22 protein-coding genes are annotated in these 23,109 nt (G+C 66.6%); 5 read left to right on the top strand and 17 right to left on the bottom strand.

All coding sequences use genetic code 11. The features are described 5' to 3' along the window. The first annotated feature begins 69 nt into the window (after nucleotides 1-69). A complete protein-coding gene (locus KBY97_RS07685) occupies nucleotides 70-558 on the top strand; it encodes a GNAT family N-acetyltransferase (protein ID WP_255146118.1) in 489 nt (162 codons plus the stop codon). 22 nt (nucleotides 559-580) lie between these two features. On the opposite strand, the gene KBY97_RS07680 is transcribed toward KBY97_RS07685, so the two are convergent. Genes KBY97_RS07680 through KBY97_RS07670 form a run of 3 tightly spaced genes read right to left on the bottom strand, consistent with a single transcriptional unit; the run spans nucleotide 581 to nucleotide 3,026 of the window. Continuing rightward, nucleotides 581-1,291, bottom strand: a complete 711-nt coding sequence (locus KBY97_RS07680; protein WP_255146117.1) for a TIGR04283 family arsenosugar biosynthesis glycosyltransferase — start codon at nucleotides 1,289-1,291, stop codon at nucleotides 581-583. Continuing rightward, nucleotides 1,279-1,920 carry a TIGR04282 family arsenosugar biosynthesis glycosyltransferase gene (locus tag KBY97_RS07675; RefSeq protein ID WP_255146115.1) on the bottom strand — a complete coding sequence of 214 codons (642 nt, stop codon included), beginning with the start codon at nucleotides 1,918-1,920 and terminating at the stop codon, nucleotides 1,279-1,281. The genes KBY97_RS07680 and KBY97_RS07675 overlap by 13 nt, the downstream gene beginning before the upstream one ends. After that, nucleotides 1,917-3,026, bottom strand: coding sequence for a trypsin-like peptidase domain-containing protein (locus KBY97_RS07670; RefSeq protein WP_255146113.1), 1,110 nt, complete (start codon nucleotides 3,024-3,026; stop codon nucleotides 1,917-1,919). Before KBY97_RS07670 ends, KBY97_RS07675 begins: the two co-directional genes overlap by 4 nt. A 164-nt stretch (nucleotides 3,027-3,190) precedes the next feature. On the opposite strand from KBY97_RS07670, the gene dnaA reads away from it, so the two are divergent. Next, complete coding sequence (dnaA, locus tag KBY97_RS07665) at nucleotides 3,191-4,624, top strand: chromosomal replication initiator protein DnaA (protein WP_399217480.1); 1,434 nt, start codon at nucleotides 3,191-3,193, stop codon at nucleotides 4,622-4,624. Between the two features lie 164 nt (nucleotides 4,625-4,788). Here dnaA and cbbX read toward each other — a convergent pair whose 3' ends face one another. The 14 genes from cbbX to KBY97_RS07595 form a co-directional block, all read right to left on the bottom strand. Further along, on the bottom strand, nucleotides 4,789-5,739 hold the full coding sequence (gene cbbX, locus KBY97_RS07660; RefSeq protein WP_255146111.1) for a CbbX protein: 951 nt from the start codon (nucleotides 5,737-5,739) through the stop codon (nucleotides 4,789-4,791). Next, the gene (locus tag KBY97_RS07655) at nucleotides 5,739-5,987 is read right to left on the bottom strand and encodes a 4a-hydroxytetrahydrobiopterin dehydratase (protein WP_255146110.1); all 249 of its coding nucleotides are present in this window, start codon (nucleotides 5,985-5,987) and stop codon (nucleotides 5,739-5,741) included. Before KBY97_RS07655 ends, cbbX begins: the two co-directional genes overlap by 1 nt. Before the next feature lie 26 nt (nucleotides 5,988-6,013). Continuing rightward, nucleotides 6,014-7,144 (bottom strand): CO2 hydration protein, encoded by a 1,131-nt coding sequence (locus tag KBY97_RS07650; RefSeq protein WP_255146107.1) that lies wholly within the window; start codon nucleotides 7,142-7,144, stop codon nucleotides 6,014-6,016. Then, complete coding sequence (locus KBY97_RS07645) at nucleotides 7,141-8,676, bottom strand: NADH-quinone oxidoreductase subunit M (protein WP_255146105.1); 1,536 nt, start codon at nucleotides 8,674-8,676, stop codon at nucleotides 7,141-7,143. Before KBY97_RS07645 ends, KBY97_RS07650 begins: the two co-directional genes overlap by 4 nt. Before the next feature lie 25 nt (nucleotides 8,677-8,701). Further along, nucleotides 8,702-10,552 (bottom strand): NAD(P)H-quinone oxidoreductase subunit F, encoded by a 1,851-nt coding sequence (locus tag KBY97_RS07640; RefSeq protein WP_255146104.1) that lies wholly within the window; start codon nucleotides 10,550-10,552, stop codon nucleotides 8,702-8,704. Nucleotides 10,553-10,628: 76 nt separating this feature from the next. Beyond that, nucleotides 10,629-11,102 (bottom strand): ferritin-like domain-containing protein, encoded by a 474-nt coding sequence (locus KBY97_RS07635; RefSeq protein ID WP_255146103.1) that lies wholly within the window; start codon nucleotides 11,100-11,102, stop codon nucleotides 10,629-10,631. Nucleotides 11,103-11,104: 2 nt separating this feature from the next. Next, nucleotides 11,105-11,683, bottom strand: a complete 579-nt coding sequence (locus tag KBY97_RS14750; RefSeq protein WP_399217499.1) for a BMC domain-containing protein — start codon at nucleotides 11,681-11,683, stop codon at nucleotides 11,105-11,107. Between the two features lie 226 nt (nucleotides 11,684-11,909). Beyond that, on the bottom strand, nucleotides 11,910-12,161 hold the full coding sequence (locus tag KBY97_RS07625; RefSeq protein WP_255146102.1) for a carboxysome peptide B: 252 nt from the start codon (nucleotides 12,159-12,161) through the stop codon (nucleotides 11,910-11,912). Next, the gene (locus tag KBY97_RS07620; RefSeq protein ID WP_255146101.1) at nucleotides 12,161-12,433 is read right to left on the bottom strand and encodes a carboxysome peptide A; all 273 of its coding nucleotides are present in this window, start codon (nucleotides 12,431-12,433) and stop codon (nucleotides 12,161-12,163) included. Before KBY97_RS07620 ends, KBY97_RS07625 begins: the two co-directional genes overlap by 1 nt. Before the next feature lies 1 nt (nucleotide 12,434). After that, nucleotides 12,435-14,102 carry a carboxysome shell carbonic anhydrase gene (locus KBY97_RS07615; protein ID WP_399217477.1) on the bottom strand — a complete coding sequence of 556 codons (1,668 nt, stop codon included), beginning with the start codon at nucleotides 14,100-14,102 and terminating at the stop codon, nucleotides 12,435-12,437. A gap of 34 nt (nucleotides 14,103-14,136) precedes the next feature. Further along, nucleotides 14,137-16,581: a CsoS2 family carboxysome shell protein gene (locus KBY97_RS07610; protein WP_255146099.1), complete on the bottom strand. Its 2,445-nt coding sequence runs from the start codon at nucleotides 16,579-16,581 to the stop codon at nucleotides 14,137-14,139. A 146-nt stretch (nucleotides 16,582-16,727) separates the two neighbouring features. Continuing rightward, nucleotides 16,728-17,069: a ribulose bisphosphate carboxylase small subunit gene (locus tag KBY97_RS07605; protein ID WP_094513225.1), complete on the bottom strand. Its 342-nt coding sequence runs from the start codon at nucleotides 17,067-17,069 to the stop codon at nucleotides 16,728-16,730. An 85-nt stretch (nucleotides 17,070-17,154) separates the two neighbouring features. Then, the gene (locus KBY97_RS07600) at nucleotides 17,155-18,567 is read right to left on the bottom strand and encodes a form I ribulose bisphosphate carboxylase large subunit (RefSeq protein WP_094513223.1); all 1,413 of its coding nucleotides are present in this window, start codon (nucleotides 18,565-18,567) and stop codon (nucleotides 17,155-17,157) included. Between the two features lie 73 nt (nucleotides 18,568-18,640). Further along, on the bottom strand, nucleotides 18,641-18,952 hold the full coding sequence (locus KBY97_RS07595; RefSeq protein ID WP_015107695.1) for a BMC domain-containing protein: 312 nt from the start codon (nucleotides 18,950-18,952) through the stop codon (nucleotides 18,641-18,643). 232 nt (nucleotides 18,953-19,184) lie between these two features. Here KBY97_RS07595 and KBY97_RS07590 point away from each other — a divergent pair, with 232 nt between their 5' ends. The 3 genes from KBY97_RS07590 to bchL all read left to right on the top strand — a co-directional run bounded on the left by KBY97_RS07590 (nucleotide 19,185) and on the right by bchL (nucleotide 23,109). Further along, a complete protein-coding gene (locus tag KBY97_RS07590; protein ID WP_255146098.1) occupies nucleotides 19,185-20,438 on the top strand; it encodes a ferredoxin:protochlorophyllide reductase (ATP-dependent) subunit N in 1,254 nt (417 codons plus the stop codon). Further along, the gene (locus tag KBY97_RS07585) at nucleotides 20,429-22,084 is read left to right on the top strand and encodes a ferredoxin:protochlorophyllide reductase (ATP-dependent) subunit B (RefSeq protein WP_255146097.1); all 1,656 of its coding nucleotides are present in this window, start codon (nucleotides 20,429-20,431) and stop codon (nucleotides 22,082-22,084) included. Before KBY97_RS07590 ends, KBY97_RS07585 begins: the two co-directional genes overlap by 10 nt. Nucleotides 22,085-22,209: 125 nt before the next feature. Further along, nucleotides 22,210-23,109, top strand: coding sequence for a ferredoxin:protochlorophyllide reductase (ATP-dependent) iron-sulfur ATP-binding protein (gene bchL, locus KBY97_RS07580; RefSeq protein ID WP_255146095.1), 900 nt, complete (start codon nucleotides 22,210-22,212; stop codon nucleotides 23,107-23,109).

Genomic DNA, 23,109 nt, shown 5'->3' with positions numbered 1-23,109 from the left:
CCTCCAGCCTGCAACGGAACCCCCCCGATCGGGCAGGATCGTTCCATTGCGTTGTCTCGGCCCTCAGGATTGGACTCCGACCCCCTTCTCTCCAGCTTCTACGGCGTCGGATTCCGCCTCTGCCCCACGCCCAATGCGCAGCTGCAGCTGGTGTTGAGCGAAGACCGGGACATCGATCTGGTGGAACTCGAAAAACTCTGCGACGCAGTGGGCTGGAGCCGCCGACCGCTGCGGCGGGTGCGCAAGGCGCTGCAGCACAGCCTGCTGCGCGTGGGGCTCTGGCGCCACGATCCGCGCGTGCCGCGGCTGGTGGGCTTCGCCCGCTGCACCGGTGATGGCGTGCTGGAAGCCACGGTGTGGGATGTGGCGGTGCATCCTCTGTATCAAGGGGCAGGGCTGGGGCGGCAGCTGATGGCCTACGTGCTCGATCGCCTGCGCACCATGGAGGTGGAACGGGTGAGCCTGTTCGCCGACCCCGACGTGGTGGGCTTCTACGCGTCGCAGGGCTGGGAACTGGAGCCGCGTCAGCGGCGCTGCGCCTTCTGGTATTCCCCCTGAACGCCCGCCCCGCCGTTCGCGCTTACAGCTGGTAGTAGCGGCGGGCGAGCTCACCGGCCTCGGTGCCGTGGCGCCAGGCACGGCGGAGCCGCGCGTTATGCCAGGCGGTGCGCCACACGCCCAGCCGCCGCCAGCGGCGGCCTTCCACCCGCACCTCGCGCTCCAGACAACGGATCGGTGCCTGCTGGCGCAGGCGCAGCACCAGGTCGAGGTCTTCCATCAGAGGCAGGGGACGCAGGCCACCGGCCTGCTCCAGCAAGCCCCGGGGCAGCAGCAGCCCCTGATCGCCATAGGGCGTCAGCGCCCAGCGGCTGCGCAGCTCCACGGCGGCTTCCATCAGCCGCAGCGCCAGGCCCGACTCCCGCACCCGCAGCCGGAAATACCAGGCAGCCTCGGCCTGCCCCAGCGCCGCGAGCACCGGCTCCCACCAGCGCGGCGGCAGGCGCAGGTCGCCATGCAGCAGCAGCAACCAGGGGGCTTCGGTGGCCGCCACTCCCGCCACCAGCTGGGCGCCACGGCCCCCACCGGCGTGCTGCAACGCTGCGCCGGCCAGCGAGGCCAGCCGGCCGCTGCCATCGGAGCTGCCGCCATCCACCACCAGCAGCTCACCGATCAACCCCGCCGGGGCCATCGCCAGATCGGCCAACAGCAGAGGCAGATGGGCCGCTTCATTGCGCACGGGAATCACCACGGCGATCGCCCCCTGCAGCGCGTCGGTCTTCAGCGCTGCCACGGCGCCAGGTCGCCCGCGCGATCGAGATCGCTGCGCAGCGCCATCAAGGTGGGTTCCAGGCGGCATTGGCTGGCCAACTGCAGGGTCTGATCCAATACCGCCGAACTGCCCCAGTCGATGCCACAGAACAGCGCCGGTTCAGGCCGGCCCAGGCCGATCAGCCAGTAGCCGCCATCGGTGGCGGGGCCCAGCACCAGGGGGCTGTGCTCCAGCTCCGCAAAGGCGGCGGCCAGATCTGCCCCCTCCAGCAACGGCAGGTCGGTGCCGATCAGCAACACCTGGCGGGCCCCGGCGCGAAAGGCGCGCTGGAACTGGCGGGCAAGACGCACGCCCAGGCTGCCCTGCCCCTGAAGCGCCACCACCTTGATGCCCGCCGCACGCCCCCAGCGCTCGGCCGCCCGCGCGCCCAGGCCCGCCACGGCCAGCAGCGGGCAGCACCCGCAGGCAGCAGCCAGACCCCTGGCCACCGCGATGGTGTGGGCGGTGAGCCGGCGCTGGATGCGGGCCGCGGGCACCGCACCGATGCTGGCCCCCAGCCGCCGCTTGCAACGGCCCGGGGCGGGCCAGCGCGCCATCACGACCAGCACGCGCTGCCCCCTGAGTGAGGGGCCGGTTTCAGCCCCGTTCATCGAGAGCTCTTGAGCTCCGCCGGTCGCATGTTGAGCGTGGTGCTCTGAGTGCCACGGCGCACCTTGACCGTCATCTCACTGCCGACCCGCACCTGATCCACCGCCACCTGCACCTCGGAGGGGTTGCGTACGGCCTTGTTGTCCACCTGCTCGATCAGGTCGCAGGGCTTGAGCCCCGCCTGTTCCGCAGGGCTGCGGGGCAGCACCTCCACCACCACCACCCCCTGGACTTCCGGCAGCTGGCACTCGGAGGAGGTGGCGTTGATCTCGCGGGCCAGCTGGGGAGTAAGCGCCTGCAAGCGCACACCGATGTAGGGGTGCGAAGCCCGGCCCTTCTCGAGGATCTGGGCGGCGATCTGCCGAGCCAGATTCACCGGGATGGCAAAGCTCAGGCCGGCGCCGGGCGCCTGGCGAATGGCGGTGTTCACACCGATCACCTGTCCCCGGTCGTTGATCAGCGGCCCACCACTGTTGCCGGGGTTCACGGCCGCATCGGTCTGGATGTAAGGCACCCGCTGGCCCTCACCGATGGCATTGGTGCGCTGGATGGCGCTGATGATCCCTGCGGTCACGGTGTTGTCGAGCCCCAGCGGGTTACCGATCGCGATCGCCCACTCCCCCGGCCGCACCCGGGCGGAATCCCCCAAGGGCGCCACGGGCAGCCCCTCGGCCACCACCTTCACCACGGCGATGTCGGTGAGCGGATCGCTGCCGAGCACCTTGCCAGTGAAGCTGCGGCTGTCGGGCAGCGTGATCGACACCTCATTGGCCCCCTCCACCACGTGGGCGTTGGTGATGATCACCCCGTCAGAGCGGGTGATGAAGCCTGAGCCCTGCCCCTGCTGCTGCTGAATCGCCGGGCCACGCCCGAACAGACCGCCCAACGGGTTGATCACCCGCTTGACCGTGTCGATGCGCACCACGGCCGGACCCACCTTCTCGACCGCATTGACGATGAAACTGTTGCCGGTCTGCAAGGGGCCCGCCGGCGGGGCGTCGCTCACCTTCGGCAGCGCAGGAGTGCGATCGCTCTGCGGGAGCTGCGGGAGCTGTGGCAAGCGTGGCAAGCCGGACAACTCCGGCAGGCTCACCGCGCAACCGCTCATGGCGATCCCCAGCAGTCCAGCCGTGAGACCAGTCGCCGGAAACTGGGGAAGACTGGGGAAACGGACAGGGGACATCGGAGGCAGGCAAGCCAGGTCAGGATGCGCCTCATCGGAGGCCGCCCGCCTGGAAGGTCTCTGCCTATATTCGGCTCCCGGGCGTTGGGGTGGTGGTGCAGCAGGGTGAGCAGCTGTGGCACCGGGTTCAGGATTCGCTTCAGGCCAATCTGAGCAAGCCCACCTTCGAAACCTGGATCCGCCCAGCCCGCTGCGCCGGCTTCCGCAATGGGGTGCTGCACCTGGAAGCGCCAAACAGCTTCGCCTGCGGCTGGCTGCGCAAGAACTACCTGACCACCATTGCCGCCGTCGCCTCCGAGCTCGCCGGCCACGGGGTCGCCGTAGAGGTGTCCACCGCCCAGGCAGCCGCTGAGCCTGGCCCAGATGGGCTGCCAGAGGCCATAGGCGGCGAGGGAGGGCCGGTGGCAGCGGGGGCAAGGGCCATGGCGGGCGCGGGCTCCGGCGGCCCGGTACTGGCCACCGCTGCCAGCGGCGAAACACCGCGGCGCCCGGCGCCGGGGCTCAACCCCCGCTACGTGTTCAACCGCTTCGTGGTGGGGCCCAACAGCCGCATGGCCCATGCGGCATCGCTGGCGGTGGCGGAAGCGCCGGGGCGTGAATTCAACCCCCTGTTCCTCTGTGGTGGGGTCGGGCTGGGCAAGACCCACCTGATGCAGGCGATCGGCCACTACCGCGTCGAGATCGACCCAGATGCGCGTGTGTTCTACGTGTCCACCGAGTCGTTCACCAACGACCTGATCCAGGCGATCCGCAAGGACGGCATGCAGAAGTTCCGCGACCGCTACCGCGCCGCCGACCTGATCCTGGTGGACGACATCCAGTTCATCGAAGGCAAGGAGTACACCCAGGAGGAGTTCTTCCATACGTTCAACGCTCTGCACGAAGCGGGGCGCCAGATCGTGATCGCCAGCGATCGCCCCCCCAGCCAGATTCCCCGCCTGCAGGAACGCCTGATCTCACGCTTCTCGATGGGCCTGATCGCCGACATCCAGACCCCCGACCTGGAGACCCGCATGGCGATCCTGCACAAGAAGGCGGAGCAGGAACGCATGACCCTGCCGCGCGACCTGATCCAGTACCTGGCAGGCCGCTTCACCTCCAACATCCGGGAGCTGGAGGGGGCGCTCACCCGGGCGGTGGCCTTCGCCTCGATCACCGGTCTGCCGATGACGGTGGAATCGGTGGCGCCGATGCTCGACCCGGTGGGCAACGAGGTGGTGGTGACGCCGCAGCAGGTGGTGGAGAAGGTGGCCGAGGTGTTCGGTGTCAGCATCGACGAGATGCGCAGCAGCAGCCGCAAACGGGCCGTGAGCCAGGCGCGCCAGGTGGGCATGTATCTGATGCGCCAGACCACCGATCTGAGCCTGCCCCGCATCGGCGATGTGTTCGGAGGCAAGGACCACAGCACCGTGATGTATGCCGTGGAGCAGGTGGAGAAGAAGCTGGCCAGCGATCCTTCCCTGGCCCGCCAACTGCAGCAGGTGCGTGATCTCTTGCAGATCGACGGCCGCCGCCGCCGCTGAAAGTACGCGCTGAACTGATGCCACTGAACAGCTGTTGCTGAGCAGCTGTTGAGCAACAGCAGTTGGTGAACAGCAGTCGAGGAGCTGCAACGATCATTCTGGCCGAGACACTCTCCGCAGCTCAGACGCCGGTAGGGCACCCGCGCTGGTGATCTGGCTGCTGATCAGGTGAGCGGCAGGCTGCGGTCGAGGCCTTCCACTTTTCCCTGGAACACACTGCTGGCGGTGATGTCGTCGGCCTCGATCGTGATCAGATCCCGCTTGGTGTGGCCGCGCCCCATGTGATTGAACAGCCGGTTCGCCTGGCGCATGCGGGCCCGATCGATTGCGTTGCGGATGGATCGGGCATTGGCAAAGAACGGCAGCAGCATGCGGCGCTGAATATAATCAGAAAAAGCGATGCTGGCTTCATCGCTGAAGCGATAGCTCTCGCCGGCAAGAATCAGCTTGGCAATGGAGAGCAACTCCGGAGCGGTGTAATCTGGGAAATCAATGTGATTGGCTACACGGGAAGAGAGGCCGGGATTTGATTGATAGAAAATATCCATTTTGTCCTTGTAACCCGCAAAAATCACCACCAGATCATCGCGGTTGTTCTCCATCACCTGCAGCAGGATTTCGATCGCCTCAGCGCCATAATCCCGCTCATTCTCGGGGCGGTAGAGGTAGTAGGCCTCGTCGATGAACAGCACCCCGCCCATGGCCCGCTTGAGCATCTCCCGCGTCTTGGGGGCGGTGTGGCCGATGTACTGGCCCACCAGATCATCGCGGGTGGCCGTGACCAGATGGCCTTTGCGCACATAGCCCAGCCGGTGCAGGATTTCGGAGATCCGCTCCGCCACAGTGGTTTTGCCCGTGCCCGGATGGCCGGTGAACGACATGTGCAGGCTGGGGGCCGCCGTGGCCAGCCCCACCTGCTTGCGCGCCCGTTCCACCACCAGCAGGGCGGCGATCTCCCTGATCCGCATCTTCACCGGCTTGAGCCCGATCAGTTCGCGGTCGAGCTGATCAAGCACATCACCCACGCCGGTGCCTTCGTAGGCGGCCCGCAGATCCACCGGGGTGTCATCCGCCATCACCGGATCGGAGCTGGGGCCGACGGTGGAGGGGGCCATCAGGGCACGAGGCGGTCGATGGCCTCGGCAAACGCGGTTTCAGGGGCTCCGATCGGTCCGTCCTCGGTTTCGCTGCGCAGGGTGAGATTGACGTAGGTACGCCCGAAGCTGATGTCCGGGAAGCGGCCGCTCTGCTCCGACAGGTGGTTGAGCTGCTCAAGGAAGACGCGGGTGGTTTCGTAGTCGCCGAATTCCAGCCGCCGCTCCAGACGTTCGGGTCGCTGCCGCAGGGTCCAGGGTTGCTCCATCTTGGAAACCTACTGCAGGGAAATCATCAGGCCCCGGCGGCCAAACGGTCGGGCAGGCAGTCGATGCGCGCCACCCGCAGCCGTTCGATCCAGGCTTTTGCATAGGCCCGGTTGGCCTGTTGTTCGCTCGGGTGGCTGCTGGAAAGCGGATGGGGGAAGGTGCCGTCGATGGCCGCATTGGTGACGCAGAACATCGCCTTCTGAAAACTGGCGCAGATCTTCACCCGCAGGTCGCCCTCCCCCCTGCCCCGGCTGCGGTACACCTGCAGCAAGGCCGCCGGCAGATGGCGGCTCATGTCCTGCATCAGCAGGCTGGGGGGAATGCCCGCGCCCATCGTGGGCAGCGGATCGGCGTAGAGCGCCCCGTACTGGAAGCAGGCCTGGTCGATCGGGATCTGGCGCGCCTGGGCGTTGAACGACACCGTGCCCAGAAACGGACTGCCCCGCAGGAACACCGCCTCCACGTAGGGCACCGCCACATCGACCAGGAAGGTGAGGCCGGCGGCGGGAGGCAGGATCTCGAACGGCACACCATCGAGCTCCACCGCATAGCGGATCGGCAGGCCGGCAGCCGCCACCAGCCCTTCGCGGATGAAGGCCACCACGGCGGCGATCGTGACGATCTCACCGCGGCGGTGGGCGTCGGCGAGATCCAGGAACAGATCGCTCATCACCCGCCAGAACTGGCCAAGCGCGCTGGCGGTGGCCGCCGAGCGGATCAGCTCGGGCAGGAAATCCGGGAACAGCGGATCCAGCAGAGCCAGCAGCGGATCACGGCGGCGCCGGTGGCCGATCACCACGGCGCAGTGCTGCTGGAAGGCGGCGGAATCGAGGTAGGCGTCAAGGCCGCCGGTGCCGTGCCAGAGCATCAGGCGCTGGCAATACTCGGCGTATTCGAAATTGATGCGGTCGTGGATCAGGTGGCGCCAGAGCCGCTGCGGCGTGACCTCCCCATTGAAGAAACGCAGCACCGGAAAGGGATTGAGAAACTCACGCTGGGCCTGGTGGATGAGGTTGCGGCTGTAGGCATCGAGCACCTCGCCATAGCTCTCCAGCACCGCCACCACCTCCAGCAGGTGCTCGGCGGAGTGGTCGAGCAGCGGCACACCGGCCAGCAAGCGCTCCAGCATCGCTGCCGCTTCGGGCTGACGGATCATTGCCCCATCCCTCCCGCAAGCAAGCGATCAGGAGCGGCCGAAACCGGCAGGGCCGCCAGGCGTTGCGGCGCCCGGCCCATTGCCGTGGTGGTGGCCGTGGCAAGGGTGCCGAGCGCTTGCGGCGCCACCCCGAGCAACAGCACCGCCACGGTGAGCGCAAGCGCCGGGATCTGGCGCGCCAGTGGCACCGCCGGCAGCGGCGTGTCGAGGTCGTCGGCCGGGGGCGAAAGGCGGCCGAAGAACACCCGGTTTACCAACAGCAGAAAATACACTGCCGTGAGGCCCGAGCCCACCATGCACAGCAGGGTGGGCACCGGGAAGGGCACCAGGCTGCCGCGGAACACCAGAAACTCGGAGATGAAGCCCCCCATGCCGGGGATGCCGGCACTGGCCATCACCCCGGCGATCATGAGCGAGCCAGTGATCGGCAGGCCCCGCTCCGGGTTGAGCAGACCGCGCAGCACGTTCAGATCGCGGGTGCCGGTGGTGGCGTACACCACCCCCACCAGCAGAAACAGCAACGCGGAGATCAGGCCGTGGCTCACCATCTGAAACAGCGCGCCCAGCAGGCTCACCGGCGTGGCAGCAGCGGCCGCCAGCAGCACGTAGCCCATGTGGCCCACGGAGCTGTAGGCCACCATCCGCTTCATGTCCTGCTGCTGAATCGCCGCCAGCGAACCGAACAACACCGACACCGCCGCCCAGCCCGCCAACCAGGGGGACATCAACTGCCAGGCATCGGGGAAGAGGCCAAGACAGAAGCGCAGCAGCCCGTAGGTGCCGAGCTTCAGCAGCACGCCGGCCAGCAGCAGGGACACAGGCGTGGAGGCCTCGGTGTGGGCATCCGGCAGCCAGGTGTGGAAGGGAAACAGCGGAATCTTGATGCCGAACCCCACCAGCAGGGCCCCCATCAGCAACAGCTGCATGCCCATGCCCAGCTCTTGCCCCAGTAGTGGCTGCAGGCTGAAATCCGCCGTGCCGGTGGCCAGCGCCAGGCCAAAGAAGGCGCCCAGGATCAGCACCCCGGACACGGCGGTGAACAGCAGGAACTTCGTGGCCGCATAGGCCCGGTTGCTGCCGCCCCAGATGGCGATCAGCAGCCAGAGCGGAATCAGTTCCAGTTCATAGAAAAGGAAGAACAACAGCAGGTTCTGGGCCAGGAAGGCGCCATTCACGGCCCCGCTGATCAGCAGCAGCAGGGCGTAGTAAAGGCGGGGCCGCGGCGTGGAGGTGGACGTGACCAGCGCCGCTGCCAGCGAAAGTGCCCCATTGATCAGCACCAGCGGCAGCGACAGGCCGTCAATGCCAAGCCGATAGTCGAGGCCGAGGCTGCCCACCCAGGGCGCGATCTCCTCAAGCTGCAGCCCGGAAATGGTGGGGTCGAACTGCCACAGCACCCGCAACGACCAGGCCACCTGCAGCACCAGCAGCGCCAGGCAGGTGCGCCGCAACCGTTCGCCGCTCACCGCACCAGGCCAGACCAGCAGGGCGATGGCGCCCAACAGAGGAATCAGCAGCAGACCGCTCAACATGACGGCACCTGTTCGGGAGAGAGAGTCATCGCACCACCCAGGAGAGCGAGGTGAGCAGCAGCACAATCGCCACGGTCCCGGTGAGCACGTAGGTCTGGGTATGACCGGTCACGGTCAGTTTGAGGCCCTCGGCACTGGCCAGCGACAGGCTGCCCACCCGGTTCACCAGGGCGTTGACCACATCGCGATCGAAGCGGGCAGCGGCCCGCGAGAGACCCGCCACCAGCGCCACGATCGTGACCCGGTAGATGCGATCGGTGTAGAAGTCGTAGGCGAGCAGCTCCTGCAACAGGCGCAGCGGCCGCAGGATCGTGACCGACCAGCCCTTGCGCAGCGGCAGCAGGCAACCGGCCACCAGCGCAACGGCACTGGTGAGCAGCAGCGAGAGGGCCACCGGCAGCGAGAACGAAGCCAGGCCCGGCACCGGGTCGATCACCACCATGATCAGCGGCGTGACCAGCACGAGCACGGTGAGGCTCACCATCGGCAGGGCCATCTGCCAGTTCACCTCGGGGGTGCGGCGGGTCTTGGGCTGGGGCGAGCCGAGGAACACCAGGCGGTACACCCGCACGAGGTTCACCACGGTGAGCGCATTGGCGAGCAGCACGATCGCGGCCAACCAGGGGGCACTGCGCAGCATCGCCTGCACATCGAGGCCCAGCGCCCAGAAGCAGCCGAGGGGAACCAAACCGGTGGTGCCGGCCGCCCCCACCAGGAAGGCGCAGGTGGTGGCGGGCATGCGGCGCCCCAGGCCGCCCAGTTCGCTGAGGTCCTGGCAGTTGGTGGTGGCGATCACACAACCGACACTCATGAACAGCAGCGCCTTGCCGACGGCGTGGGCGAACAGCAACAGCAGGGCGATGCCCGGCTGCTGCAGGGCGATGGCGATGAACACCAACCCCATCGAAGCGCTCGTGGAATAGGAGAGGGTGCGCTTGATGTCCACCTGGGCAATGGCCACCAGCGAGCCGCCGATGGCGGTGAGCGAGCCGAGCGCCACCAACGCCGTCAGGCTCAGGGGCGACAGCTGCAGGATCGGCATCAGCCGCAGCAACACCAGCGCGCCGCAGGTGACCACCACCGAATTGCGCAGGATCGAAGCCGGATTTGGCCCCTCCATCGCCTCATCGAGCCAGAGGTGCATTGGGAACTGGGCGCACTTGCCCAGCGGCCCGGCGATCAGGGCCAGGCCGAGCAGATTGCCGGCCAGCGGCGAGATCTGCGCGCCTGCCGCCCAGCTGTAGAGGTCGTCGAAGCGCATCACCCCCGCCCAGGCCGACAGGGCCACCACCCCCATCAGCAGCAACACATCGCCCACCCTTTTGGTGAGGAAGGCATCGCGTGCGGCCGTCACCACCAGCGGCTGGGCGTACCAGAAGCCCACGAGCAGGTAGGTGGAGAGGGTGAGCATCTCCAGCAGGAAGTAGGTGAGAAACAGGGAGCTGCTCAGCACCACCCCCGCCATTGCCCCCTCAAAAAATCCAATCAGGGCGTAAAACCGCGCCAGCGACCACTCCTTGTCGAGGTAACCCAGCGCGAAGAACTGGGCCAGCAGGCTCAGGCCGGTCACCAATTCAAGGCTGGCCAGGCTGGTGAGGGAGAGATCAAAGCTGAACGAGAGGGTCAGGTCGGCGGCCTGAAACCACGGCACCGTGATCGCGTAGGGGCCCTCGCGCAGCACAGTGGAGAGCACAGCGCTGCCATGCAGGAAGGCCAGCAGCGTGACAAAAATGTTGAGGTAGGCGGCCGGCCTGGGGCCCTCGCGGCGGATCCAACCGCTGGCCCACGGCAGTGCCAGCACCACGCCGGCAAAGCCATAGAGAGGAATCAACCAGGCCAGCTGGACGATCAGGGGCGGGGCAGCGTCCGTAGGCAAGGTGGCGCGACGGGTGGGTTGGGGGGTGGACCGTTCAGCAGTCTTGTTGCCCCATGCCCCCCCCTGGGGGCCGAACTCAAAAAGTGGCGCGTTGATTCACGAAAGCACCCTGCTCACCGAGCAATTGCTGCAGCCACTCCTGCAACTGCTCACCATGGAGCCGTTCCTCCGTCCAGAGGCGGTGGAAGAAATGGCCGTTGGCGGTGTCGCCGATCAGAGCGCAGAAGCGGCTGGCTTCGCCGTAGTGATCGATCAGGCGCTGCTCCATCTCGGCATTGCGCCGCAGCAGACCGACTAGGTCGGCGGCAACGCTCACAGGTGTGAGCTGCGAGGCAGCCGGGGCCACACCGAGCAGCAACATGTGTTCCACAAGGCGCTGGGCATGCTGCATCTCTTCGGCGGTGTCGAGCCTGAAGCGCTCTGCCGCCGCCGCCTGACCCCAGAGGCTCAGCAGTGACGCCTGGGTCATGTACTGCTGAACCGCAGAGAGCTCCAGGCTGAGGGCCCGGCCGAGATAGCCGAGCACCCGGGGATGGGTACCGGCCTGCATGATCAGCTCCTGCGCAGGGCGCCGCTGAAGGTCAGCACGGGCTCCAGTTCGGAGTGGGGGCGGGCAATGATGTGGGCCGCCACCAGGCCATCACCCACCCGCTCGCAGGCGTCGGCACCAGCGCGCACGGCGGCGTTCACGGCGCCGGTTTCGCCACGCACCATCACGGTCACGTAGCCGCCGCCCACGAATTCGCGGGAGATCAAGGTGACTTCGGCCGCTTTGGTCATGGCGTCAGCGGCTTCGATCGCCGGCACCAGGCCGCGGGTTTCAATCATGCCGAGGGCGATGCCGGTCGGTGTGGAGGCCATGGCTGTGCTCTCAGAAGGGGATGGGGTGGGGGGGGTGCCGCTGCCGCCGCGGGAGGTGCCGCGGCTGGCAGCGGGCGTGGCAGCACGGGAGGTGGCTGCCCGCCGGGGGGTAGGCGTGGAGGACGCCCGCCGGCTGCTGGAGGAGCGGACCGGCGCCGAGCGGGCCGGGCTGCTGGTGGCGACCGCCTTCGCGGGCACCGTGATCGGCGCCTCTGCTGCCGCGCCGCCACTGCTGGAAGCAGGGGCGGCGTTGGCGGTAGGCCCAGCCACCGGCGAGGTGGTGGCGGGTGCCGCAGCGGCCGTTGAAGCCGCTGGCACCGTTGCAGCTGGAGTGGTGGCGGCAGGCAACGCTTTGGCCGGTTCCGCGGGTGCCGTGGTCGTGGCCGGAGGGGTCACGGCAGCGGCGGGCGGTGTGCGGCGAGACGAAGGTTGGCGGGAGGAGGGGGTGGCCATGGGGCGGCGGGAACGGACGGTGAGGAAGGTGAAGCGGGGAGGGTCAACCGTCCGGATCCCACAGGTCGATGATCCCGCCGATGGTCAGGTCGGTCTGGATGTCGGGATTGCCGGTGGCGAAACGGGCCGCGGAGCCGCTGGCGGTGAACACCCAGTTCCCGGGCATGGCACCGATCGGATCGACCGCCACGCTGAGTTTGCCCTTGGTGTTGCGCAGCACCCGCAGATTGCAGTGGCGCAGGCCCTCGATCCGCTGGGTGCAGACAAGCGATCCGGTGACCTGCATGATCTCCATCAGGACGCTCTCCGTTCGGCCGATCCAGCTTCAGGATCCCAGTGATCGATGATGCCCACGATCGTGAGATCGCTGGGATACGACTTGCTACCAGCCGCTTCCCGGGCCGCCGAGCTGCCCACACAGATCACCCAATCGCCGGGAATGCAACCGACGGCGTCGACCGCCACTTTCTGGGAGCTGCCATCGAGCACCACCTGAAGGTGCTTGTGTTTGAACTCGGGAATGCGATTGGTCGCCACCAGGGGCTTGAGCACTCTGCAGATCAACATCTCAGTGCCCTCCTTCTGTGCCGAAGCTGATAGAGGACCCTACTGCCTCAGCTGGAGCGTGCTGATCACGGTCGCGCACAGTCAGCAATGTGTGTAGCAGACCCTCCGACCCAAGTTGACTGTACCGGTTGCGAATGGCCGCATCCGTGCGGCGGCAGTGCTGAATGGCCCGGTCCCGCGCCCCGGGCACACTGCCGTGGTAATCGAAGCGCACCACCAATGGCACCGGCAGCCCGCGTGACACATTCAATCCCTTGAAGATCTTCACGCCCACATCCACGTCTGCGGAGCCCTCTTCCAGCGTGTCCATGTGGGCGAAGTAAGTGAGATTGCGTAGGTGAATCTCTTTGAAGCCGATGCCCACGCCGATGAAACGCTCGGCATGGCCTGCATCGGCATAGGCGCCGTCGTGGTAGCCACGCACATAATCGATCTGGGAAAGGTTGTGCTCCAGCAGGCGGGCCACGAGGGCCACCATGCCGTCGTCGGGTTCACCGGGGGCCGCCTGGCGCACCAGGGCCAGCAGCTTCTGGCGGGCGGCATCGGGGCCCAGGGCCTGGGTGTCGTCGTAGGCCTGGCGGGCATCCAGCCAGCTTTCCAGATCCGTTGTCCCATCGCGGGCGGGAACATGCACCCGAATGGCGTCGGTGTCGGTGTCCATGCCGATCAACAGCAGATCCACCGAAGCGCCACAACAGAAGCTGTTTTCGACCGCCTGCTGGAAATCCTGGAGGCGGGCGAAGGCGGCGGCGGCGGCCAGCACGTCGTTGGAGCCGTGGGCGGCGCATCCTTCGTGCAGCGGGTCACGGGAACTGAAGTGATACAGCGCCACCTTGAGGTAACGGGTGGGCTCATGGGCCGGATTCGGCCGGCCCTCCCGATAGCGCAGGTGCTCGGTCTTCACCCAGCGGTCGACCGTGTTCTCCACATCGAGCAGGGCGCCAGCGTGGGGCCGGCGGCGCACGGAGCTGAATGGCAGGCGGAGCGCGTAGGTGATCGCATGGGCCAGACGCCCATCGGCGCAGGGGGTCACATCAAGCAGATGGAATCCGCACGCGAGCAAAAAAGAATTGAAGGCCTCGGCCGCCGCCGTACCGTCCTGGCCTTCGAGTGGATCCTCGCGGAAGAAGGCACCGCTCACCTGTTCATAGGTTTCGAACACGCACCAGGCAAACAAGGTGCGCATATCGAGCTGCTGCACCCAGGCCGTTTCCAGAATGGGCAGCGGCAGCTCGAAACCCAGCTCAGCGCGGGCATGCTCCTGGGCCTGGGCGATGAAGTCAGATTCGTGTTGAAGCGCCGAAAGCCGCTTGAGCACGGGAACGATGCGGTCAAAGGATCCCTTCACCTGCGCGTCGTAGGCATGCAGGCGTTCGTTGGCCGCTGCATCGGTGAGCGGGTGCAGTGTTCCTGCAGGCAGGGGCCGGCGGCCGCGCATGGGCCGCACCGGACGAGGTGTGCCGCGCGCTCCCGCCCTGGCGCGGGCCAGCGAGAGGGGATCGGCGGACCGAAGCAGGGATTCGGGAACGGGCGCCTGAACTGACTCTGGAGCCAGGGTCTGAAACGGCTCTTGGGTGAGCCCCTGAACATCTGTCTGGTCCTGACGGCGCCTCGGTGCCGTGGGAGCCAGAGGCCTCTCGACGGAGGGATAGCGGCGCGAAGAAGCCAACGTCAGCAGCCGAGCGAAGGGAGGAAACGAAGCATCAACCGCGGGCACCACCGGAGACGGTGATCAAAGAGCCCATGTCCGAACCGCCACTGGAGCCGGTCACGCGGCTCACCGGCTGGGCAATCTCATCGTTGCGCTTTGGCTGGACGGGAGCCATCGCCGACATCGGGCCGGTGCGGGTGGGATTGCGGCGGCGGGCCGAAACGCCTTCCGTGCCGGTGACCCGCTTGCCCCGGTCCCAGTCGTCGCCGGTGATATGCAGGCCGGCGGAGATGCCTTCACCGGTCACCCGGGAGAGCGGACGATCATCGACAACCGGTTCAGCGGCTGGGGGTGCTGAGACGGCTGCGGGGCCGGGCGCCATGCGCCGGGCCATCGGGATGGTGGCAGGGATGCTGGGGCTGGTGGGCCGATCGAAGCGGAACTGTTCAGTGCCGGTGACTTTGTCACCGGCCAGGTCAAAAGGGCCGGTGATCCTGGCGCTGGTTTCGTAGCGGGTTCCCGTCACAGCTTGGCTTCGCTCCCGTTGCTGGTGGGCAGCGCGAGCTGGCGACTGGACGCTGAATTGCTGCCAGGGCTGGGTGTCGAGCGGCTGGGGGAAATCAGCCTCGTGGCCTGCGGCGGCGCTGCAGGCTGCGTTGAACTGGTCGGCGCCCACGTAAGGGGTGCCGGTGACGGGCTCACAGGCGCCCTTGGAGGCGCCGGTCATGATGCCACCGATGCCGGGTTGAAGGCCGCTGAGGCGCGCGCCAGGAGTGCCCATGCCAACAGGAACCCGCTGACGGATCGTGCGAACCGCATCAGGGGCACACCAGCCGGAGGCCTGCTCGAGGCCGGCATAGGGCGTGCCGGTCACGGCCTTGCAGGTGCCGGGCTCATCGCCGGTGACCTTGGAGGAACGGCCAGTGCTGGTGCCGGAGACGATCTGTTGCTTGCCGGTGAGGCTGAAGCCCACCTTGGCGGCTTCCGGTTCGGGCCTCTCTCCACAGAAGCCCTCGAACTGCTGGCTGCCGATGTACTCATCACCGGTGACGCGGCGGCAGGTGCCGGGCTCATTGCCGGTGACCTTCTCAGAGCGGCCCACGAGGGTGCCGGTGATGCCGGTGCCCCTGAGGGTGTGCACCTGGCCCACCTTGGCCGGCGCCTGGCCGGGGCTGGCGATCGAATCGCTGCCCACGTACTGGGTGCCGGTGGTGCGCACCGAGGCGCCGTGCTCATCGCCGGTGACCTTCTCAGAACGGCCCACCATCACCCCGGAAACCGGGCGACCGCCGAGGGTCTGGCTGAGGCCCACCTTGCGGGGGCTGGGGGAAGCGGTGCTGCCGCAATAGGCCGCCGACTGGTTGGCGGAAATGTATTCAGTGCCGGTGACCGATTTGCAGGTGCCGGGCTCATCGCCGGTGACCTTCTCGGAGCGACCGACTTCATTGCCGGTGACGCGGTTGCCGTGGGAGGTGGCGGTGACGCGCACCTTGGCGGGCTGCAGGGGGGTGGGCTCGTTCTGGCAGAACATCCGGAAGATGTCAGCGCCCATGTATTCGGTGCCGGTAATCGGCCGGCAGGTGCTGGCCTCGTTGCCGGTGGTCTTCTCGGAACGGTTGGCCTGGGTGCCGGTGACCACCTGTCCGCGGGTGGTTTCACTGGCGCCCACTTTCCAGGTGGCGTCCTGAGCACCCTCGGGCCGGTTGGTGCCACGGCGGGGGCCGCAGGGGCGGGTGGTGCCACCGCAGGGGCCCACGGCACCGGCGCCGTTCTTGCTCTTGAGGTCGCGGAGGCGCTGGGCGAGTTCGCGGCTGCTCATTTCAGGGTTGCCTTGCCGCACGAGGGCGGCGGTGCCGTTGGAGCCGTTGGTGGCGGCGGATTTGCCGTGCTTGGAGAGCGCTTCGCGGCGGGCCAGACCCCGGGCGCGGCTGGGATTGTGCTGGGCAACCCGGCGGTTGCCGGAAAGGCGGCGCTCATCACTGCGGCTGGGGGAGGTGATGGAGCCCAGGCTGGCGGCGCGGCCGTTGCCGAGCGACCAGGACGCCGAGGCGGCGGGACGTTCTGCCGCAGGCGCGGCTTCGGTGTTGCCCTTGCACTTGCAATCGGCCGGCTTGGCGGAGGCGGCAGAGGTGGAAGGAGCTTCCGTGCGGGTGCGATCGCGGCTGGTGTCGGCGCGCTTGCCCTTCTTGCTGAGGGCTTCACGGCGAGCCAGCACCAGATCCCGGCTGGGGTTGGCAATGCGCGAGGGAATGGAGCGGTGGCTGGAGGCACTGGGAGCGGCGCCGAGCTGTTCAAAGCGGGGCGAGCGGCGCTCGGGAGTTGACACGACAGCTGCGGGCTTGGGCGGGGCAGCTTCCACGGTGCGCGCCGGGCGGGCTTCTGCAGCGCCGCGCACCCGGTTGGGACTGGAGGAATAACGCTTCTCAGCCGACTTTCCGGCGGTGGAAAGTGCCAATCGACGTGCAAGTGCCGCTTCGCGACTGGATTGAGTTGCCATATCCGCCCGGTAAGGAAAGTGCCAGTGAACGTTCATCGCGCACAGCCCCAGACCGATCGACCCTTCGATGCGGCGCTGGACAAGCTGCGAACGATTGGAGAGAAAAGAAGGGGATGAGGTCCCGCCGAAGCGGGACCGACACCGCTTCAGCGCGCTTCGAAAACCACGAAGCAGGAACCCTGGCTCTGGGTGTAGGCGTCGTAGCCCACCAGGCGCACATGGTGATCGGGGTAGGCACGATGGCAGGCCTCGAGCTCACTCACGATCACGCCCAGATCCTTCTCACCGAAGAAGGGCAGTTTCCAATACGACCAGTAGGTGGCCATGGAACGGCTGGGGTGGACGTGCTCAACGAGCGGGCTCCAACCCTGGGCAATGATGTAAGCGATCTGGTCGTAGATCTCGTCCTGGGACATCGGCGGAAGAAAGCCGAAGGTCTCCAGGGTGGCGACTGTTTGATAGTCACCCACGGTGCTCTTGAAGGGCATGGGGGTCCTTGAAGTGGAGGGGAAGGTTCAAAAGAGCCCCGCAGTGGCGGTGAAACGGGTCACCGCCACCACGGGCTGGGGAAAATCAGCCGACGTCGAGCTTGTCGACGGTGTCGAACTCGAACTTGATTTCCTTCCAGGTTTCGAGAGCGATCGCCAGCTCAGGGCTGTGCTTTGCGGCTTCCATGAGGATGTCGCGGCTCTCCTTCTCGATCTCGCGACCGGCGTTGCGTGCCTTGACGCAGGCTTCAAGCGCCACGCGGTTGGCAGCGGCGCCAGCAGCGGAACCCCAGGGGTGGCCGTGGGTGCCACCACCGAACTGCAGCACGGAATCGTCGCCGAAGATCGCCACCAGTGCGGGCATGTGCCACACGTGGATACCGCCGGAGGCCACGGCGAAGACGCCGGGCATGGAGCCCCAGTCCTGGTCGAAGAAGTTGCCGCGGCTGCGATCTTCGGGAACGAAGGATTCACGCAGCTGGTCGATGAAACCCAGGGTGGTCTGACGATCACCTTCGAGCTTGCCCACCACGGTGCCAGTGTGCAGCTGGTCGCCACCGGAGAGGCGCAGGCACTTGGCCAGCACCCGGAAGTGGATGCCGTGCTTGGGATGGCGGTCGATCACCGCGTGCATCGCACGGTGAATGTGCAGCAGCATGCCGTTTTTGCGGCACCACTTCGACAGACCGGTGTTGGCGGTGAAGCCACCGGTGATGTAGTCGTGCATGATGATCGGCTGACCCAGTTCCTTGGCGAACTCGGCCCGCTCGTACATCTCTTCAGGAGTGGCGGCGGTGCAGTTGAGGTAGTGCCCCTTGCGCTCGCCGGTTTCCTGCTCTGCCGATTTCACGGCTTCTGCCACGAACTCGAAACGGTTCTGCCAGCGCTGGAAGGGCTGGGAGTTGATGTTTTCGTCGTCCTTGGTGAAGTCAAGACCGCCACGGAGGCACTCATAAACCACCCGGCCGTAGTTCTTGCCGGAGAGGCCGAGCTTGGGCTTGATGGTGCAACCCAACAGGGGACGTCCGTACTTGTTCATCCGGTCGCGTTCGACGCAGATGCCGTTCGGCGGGCCGGGGCAGGTCTTGATGAAGGCCATCGGGAAGCGGATGTCTTCCAGACGGAGGTGGCGCAGGGCCTTGAAGCCGAACACGTTGCCCACCAGGGAGGTGAGCACGTTGGTGATCGAACCTTCCTCGAACAGATCGAGGGGGTAGGCAATGAAGGCATAGAAGGATTCCTTGTCGCCAGGAACGTCTTCGATGCGGTAGCAGCGGCCTTTGTAGAAGTCGAGATCGGTGAGGAGCTCGGACCACACGGTGGACCAGGTGCCTGTGGAAGATTCAGCGGCAACGGCGGCAGCCACTTCTTCCTTGGGAACGCCTTCCTGGCCGGTGACCTTGAAGCAGGCCAGCAGGTCGGTGTCTAGGGGGACGTAGTCGGGAGTCCAGTACGTGTCTCTGTACTCCTTGACCCCGGCGTCGTACTTCTTGCTCATGGAGGAAATCTCGTGGTGGGTCGGGTGGGAAGGGGAAAGCTGGGCAGCCCGCGATTCAGGGGCGCTTCAGCTCTCAGTCCTTGGAGCCCAGACCGAAGCTGCTGTTGAGCGCCGGTTCGACTTCACGGTGCGGGCGGGCAATGATGTGGGCAGCCACGAGGCCGTCGCCGACGCGCTCACAGGCGTCAGCGCCGGCGCGAACGGCTGCGTTGACAGCGCCTGTTTCGCCGCGCACCAGCACGGTGACGTAGCCGCCGCCGACGAACTCACGACCGATCAGACGCACTTCTGCGGCTTTGGTCATCGCGTCGGCCGCTTCGATCGCGGGCACCAGGCCGCGGGTTTCGATCATGCCGAGGGCGATGCCCATGGTTTCATTCGCCATTGACGACTCCGGAACTGTGAGGAGGAGGTTCGCTAGGAACACTGCTCTTCGAGGTACCCCTGCGTCAAGCGATTTGGGTGCCCCCTCCCATCACCGTCCATGGTGAACCCGATAAGCGCTGCTCATGGGTTCCAGTGCGTTACGCCCTGTGAAGGAAAGCGCTGATGAGGCCCGCTTCCCCCACTCTTTGCCGCCCGACGGATTAACCAGGAAGGGACCAACACCCGTGCCCATGGCCTCGACGCCAACCCTGCCGCCCTTGTTGCGTGAAAGCGGCCAGCGGGAGGTCTTTTGTGGTCTGACCTCCATCGTGTGGCTGCACCGCCGCATGCCGGATGCCTTCTTTCTGGTGGTGGGCTCCCGCACTTGCGCGCACTTGGTGCAGTCGGCGGCAGGGGTGATGATCTTCGCCGAACCCCGCTTCGGCACAGCGATCCTGGGTGAAAGGGATCTGGCAGGCCTGGCCGATGCCAACGAAGAGCTCGACCGGGTGGTGAACGATCTGCTGGAGCGCCGCCCCGAGATCCGCACCCTCTTCCTGGTGGGCTCCTGCCCGTCGGAAGTGATCAAGCTCGACCTGGCCAAGGCGGCGGAGCGGATCAACACCCGCATGCGCGGCCGTGTCCGGGTGGTGAATTACTCGGGCAGCGGCATCGAAACCACCTTTACCCAGGGGGAGGACGGCGCCCTGAGCGCGCTGGTTCCGCTGCTGCCCAGCAGCGACGAAAACCAGCTGCTGTTGGTGGGAACCCTGGCCGATGGCGTCGAGGACCGGTTCCTCACCCTGTTCGAGCGCCTGGGGATCGGTCCGGTGCGCAGCCTGCCGCCCCGCCAGTCCACCGCTCTACCAGCCGTTGGGCCGGGCACCAAGCTGCTGCTCGCCCAACCCTTCCTCAGCGACACGGTGCGGGCGCTCGAACGCCGCGGCGCCACCCGGCTCCCCAGCCCCTATCCCCTTGGGGTGGAGGGAAGTCGCGCCTGGATGGCAGCGGCCGCCGCCGCCTTCGGGGTCGACCCCAACCTGGTGGCGGAGGTGCTCGATCCACTGGTGGAGCGGGGCCGCCGCGCGCTGGCGCCGCTGCGGCGTCAACTTGAAGGCAAGCGCCTCTTCCTGATGCCCGACTCCCAGCTGGAGATCCCGCTGGCCCGCTTCCTCAGCCGCGAATGCGGCATGGAGCTGGTGGAGGTCGGCACCCCCTATCTCGATCGGCCGCTGATGGCGGAAGAGCTGGCGCTGCTGCCGGAGGGCACCCAGCTCAGTGAGGGCCAGGATCTGGAGCGTCAGCTGGAGAGGGTGCGCGCCGCCCGTCCCGATCTGGTGGTCTGCGGGCTGGGAATCGCCAATCCGCTCGAGGCGGAAGGCATCGCCACAAAGTGGTCCATTGAGCTTGTCTTCAGCCCCATCCACGGCATTGATCAGGCCGCCGATCTCGCCGAATTGTTCGCCCGTCCGCTGCACCGCCGCCAACTCCTGAAATGGAACTGACCCTCTGGACCTACGAAGGCCCCCCCCACGTGGGCGCGATGCGGATCGCCGCCTCGATGGAAGGGCTGCACTACGTGCTGCATGCACCCCAAGGCGACACCTACGCCGACCTTCTGTTCACGATGATTGAGCGGCGGGATCGCCGTCCGCCGGTCACCTACACCACCTTCCAGGCCCGCGACCTCGGCGGCGACACCGCTGAGCTGGTGAAGCGCTCGATCCAGCAGGCCGTAGACCGGTTCCAGCCCGAAGCCCTGCTGGTGGGCGAAAGCTGCACGGCGGAACTGATCCAGGACCAGCCAGGCGCCCTCGCCGGTGGGATGAACCTCGGCGTGCCGGTGGTGAACCTGGAACTGCCCGCCTATTCCAAAAAGGAGAACTGGGGGGCGGCCGAAACCCTCTATCAGCTTTGCCGCACCCTGCTGCGCGAGCAGCTGCCAGCGCCAGGAACCCCGCGGCCCTCACCCGATCGTTGGAGGGCCGAGGGCCGCCGGCCGCGGGTGAATCTGCTGGGGCCGAGCCTGCTGGGATTCCGCTGCCGCGACGACATCAAAGAGATTCGCGGTCTGCTGGGCGAACACGGCATCGACGTGAACGTGGTGGCACCGATGGGGGCAAGGCCCGCCGATTTGGTGCGGCTACCAGAGGCAGACGCCAATGTGTGCCTTTACCCGGAAGTGGCCGGGCCGCTCTGCAGCTGGCTGGAGCGCCAGTTCGGCACGCCGGTGGTGCGCACCGTGCCGATCGGTGTGGGAGCCACGCGGCGGTTCCTCGCTGAACTGAGCACCGTGCTCGATCTCGAAGCGCCTGAAGCCAACGAAGCCGACCTGCGCTCAAGAATGCCGTGGTATTCGCGCTCGGTGGATTCCACCTACCTCACCGGCAAGCGGGTGTTCATCTTTGCCGATGCCACCCATGCGATCGCCGCCGCCCGCATCGCCGCCGATGAACTCGGCTTCACGGTGGTGGGTCTGGGCACCTACAGCCGCGAGCTGGCCCGCGAGGTGCGTGCCGCGGCCAAGGAGCTTGGCCTTGAAGCCCTGATCACCGACGACTACCTGGCCGTGGAGAAGGCGATGGGAGAGGCCGCGCCGGAACTGGTGCTGGGCACCCAGATGGAACGCCACAGCGCCAAACGGCTGGGCATTCCCTGTGCGGTGATCAGCGCTCCGCTGCATGTGCAGGACGTGCCCGCCCGTTACGCCCCGCAGATGGGTTGGGAAGGGGCGAACGTGATCTTTGATTCCTGGGTGCACCCGCTGATGATGGGCCTGGAGGAACACCTGATCGGCATGTTCCGCCACGACTTCGAATTCGTCGAAGGACACCGCAGCCATCTGGCCGAGGGAGCTCCTCCCCGTCAGGCTGCGGCACACGAGCCTGATGTGGCCGCTGTGGCCGGTTCGTCCATGGCAGCAGCGGCCAACGGCACCGCTGCTGCGGGCGCCACCGCCACACTGGCACCTCCCACCGTGACCGAAGGCACCGCCGTCTGGAGTGCCGACGGCGAAGCCGCCCTGCGCAAGATCCCCTTTTTCGTGCGCGGCAAGGTGAAAACCAACACCGAAACCTTCGCCCGTGACCACGGGGTGGCGGCGATCACCGAAGAGGTGCTCTACGACGCCAAGGCGCATTACAGCAAGTGAGGGATTGAGCGCAGAGCAGCCGGGAGATGTTTCGGTTTGCACCATGCACCAACACGCCTGGCCGTGCTGACCTTGCATGGAACCAAGCCATTGTTCGGCCCTGTTTCAAGGCAAGGATCGCGCTGATGACAGCCACGCTCACGACCCCCACCAATCGCGTTGAAGACGGCGAAGGCAGCCTGCAGGTGCATCAGGACGCCTCGATGAACATCGAGACCGGCGCCCTGGTGATTGCGGTGTACGGCAAGGGAGGGATCGGCAAGTCCACCACCTCCTCCAACCTCTCGGCCGCCTTTTCGAAGCTCGGCAAGCGGGTGCTTCAGATCGGCTGCGATCCCAAGCACGACAGCACCTTCACGCTCACCAAGAAGATGGTGCCCACGGTGATCGACATCCTCGAAACCGTGGACTTCCACACCGAGGAATTACGGCCGGAAGATTTCGTCTTCGAGGGCTACAACGGCGTGATGTGCGTGGAGTCGGGTGGCCCGCCGGCCGGCACCGGCTGCGGCGGTTATGTCACCGGCCAAACGGTGAAGCTGCTGAAGGAGCACCATCTGCTGGAGGACACCGATGTGGTGATCTTTGATGTGCTGGGTGATGTGGTCTGCGGTGGGTTCGCCGCCCCCCTTCAGCATGCCCACTACTGCCTGATCGTCACGGCGAACGATTTCGACTCGATCTTCGCCATGAACCGGATCATGCAGGCGATCAATGCCAAAGCCAAGAACTACAAAGTGCGGCTCGGTGGTGTGATTGCCAACCGCTCCGAAGACACCGACCAGATTGACAAGTTCAACGAGCGCACCGGCCTGCGCACGATGGCCCACTTCAAAACCGTTGATGCCATCAGGAAGTCACGCCTGAAGAAGTGCACCATCTTTGAGATGGAAGCCAGCCCGGAAGTGGAAGCGGTGCAGCAGGAGTATCTGAGCCTTGCTCAGAAGATGCTCAGTGATGTGGAACCGCTTGTGGCCGAATCACTGAAAGACCGCGAGATCTTCGATCTGCTCGGCTTCGACTGA

Source organism: Synechococcus sp. ATX 2A4 (assembly GCF_024346375.1).
Lineage (GTDB): Bacteria > Cyanobacteriota > Cyanobacteriia > PCC-6307 > Cyanobiaceae > MW101C3.
Note: the sequence above shows the minus strand (reverse complement) of the source record. Positions and strands in the feature narration are given on the sequence as shown.

Bases quoted from the DNA above. Each gene is read 5' to 3' on its own strand.
- KBY97_RS07610 (WP_255146099.1), bottom strand. From the start codon at position 16,581: ATGGCAACTCAATCCAGTCGCGAAGCGGCACTTGCACGTCGATTGGCA.
- KBY97_RS07650 (WP_255146107.1), bottom strand. From the start codon at position 7,144: ATGATCCGTCAGCCCGAAGCGGCAGCGATGCTGGAGCGCTTGCTGGCC.
- KBY97_RS07670 (WP_255146113.1), bottom strand. From the start codon at position 3,026: ATGAGCGGTTGCGCGGTGAGCCTGCCGGAGTTGTCCGGCTTGCCACGC.
- KBY97_RS07595 (WP_015107695.1), bottom strand. From the start codon at position 18,952: ATGGCGAATGAAACCATGGGCATCGCCCTCGGCATGATCGAAACCCGC.
- KBY97_RS07620 (WP_255146101.1), bottom strand. From the start codon at position 12,433: ATGTTGATCTGCAGAGTGCTCAAGCCCCTGGTGGCGACCAATCGCATT.
- cbbX (WP_255146111.1), bottom strand. From the start codon at position 5,739: ATGGCCCCCTCCACCGTCGGCCCCAGCTCCGATCCGGTGATGGCGGAT.
- KBY97_RS07655 (WP_255146110.1), bottom strand. From the start codon at position 5,987: ATGGAGCAACCCTGGACCCTGCGGCAGCGACCCGAACGTCTGGAGCGG.
- KBY97_RS07625 (WP_255146102.1), bottom strand. From the start codon at position 12,161: ATGGAGATCATGCAGGTCACCGGATCGCTTGTCTGCACCCAGCGGATC.
- KBY97_RS07605 (WP_094513225.1), bottom strand. From the start codon at position 17,069: ATGCCCTTCAAGAGCACCGTGGGTGACTATCAAACAGTCGCCACCCTG.
- KBY97_RS07590 (WP_255146098.1), top strand. From the start codon at position 19,185: ATGGCCTCGACGCCAACCCTGCCGCCCTTGTTGCGTGAAAGCGGCCAG.
- KBY97_RS07600 (WP_094513223.1), bottom strand. From the start codon at position 18,567: ATGAGCAAGAAGTACGACGCCGGGGTCAAGGAGTACAGAGACACGTAC.
- KBY97_RS07645 (WP_255146105.1), bottom strand. From the start codon at position 8,676: ATGTTGAGCGGTCTGCTGCTGATTCCTCTGTTGGGCGCCATCGCCCTG.
- bchL (WP_255146095.1), top strand. From the start codon at position 22,210: ATGACAGCCACGCTCACGACCCCCACCAATCGCGTTGAAGACGGCGAA.
- KBY97_RS07635 (WP_255146103.1), bottom strand. From the start codon at position 11,102: ATGCAGGCCGGTACCCATCCCCGGGTGCTCGGCTATCTCGGCCGGGCC.
- KBY97_RS07675 (WP_255146115.1), bottom strand. From the start codon at position 1,920: ATGAACGGGGCTGAAACCGGCCCCTCACTCAGGGGGCAGCGCGTGCTG.
- KBY97_RS07585 (WP_255146097.1), top strand. From the start codon at position 20,429: ATGGAACTGACCCTCTGGACCTACGAAGGCCCCCCCCACGTGGGCGCG.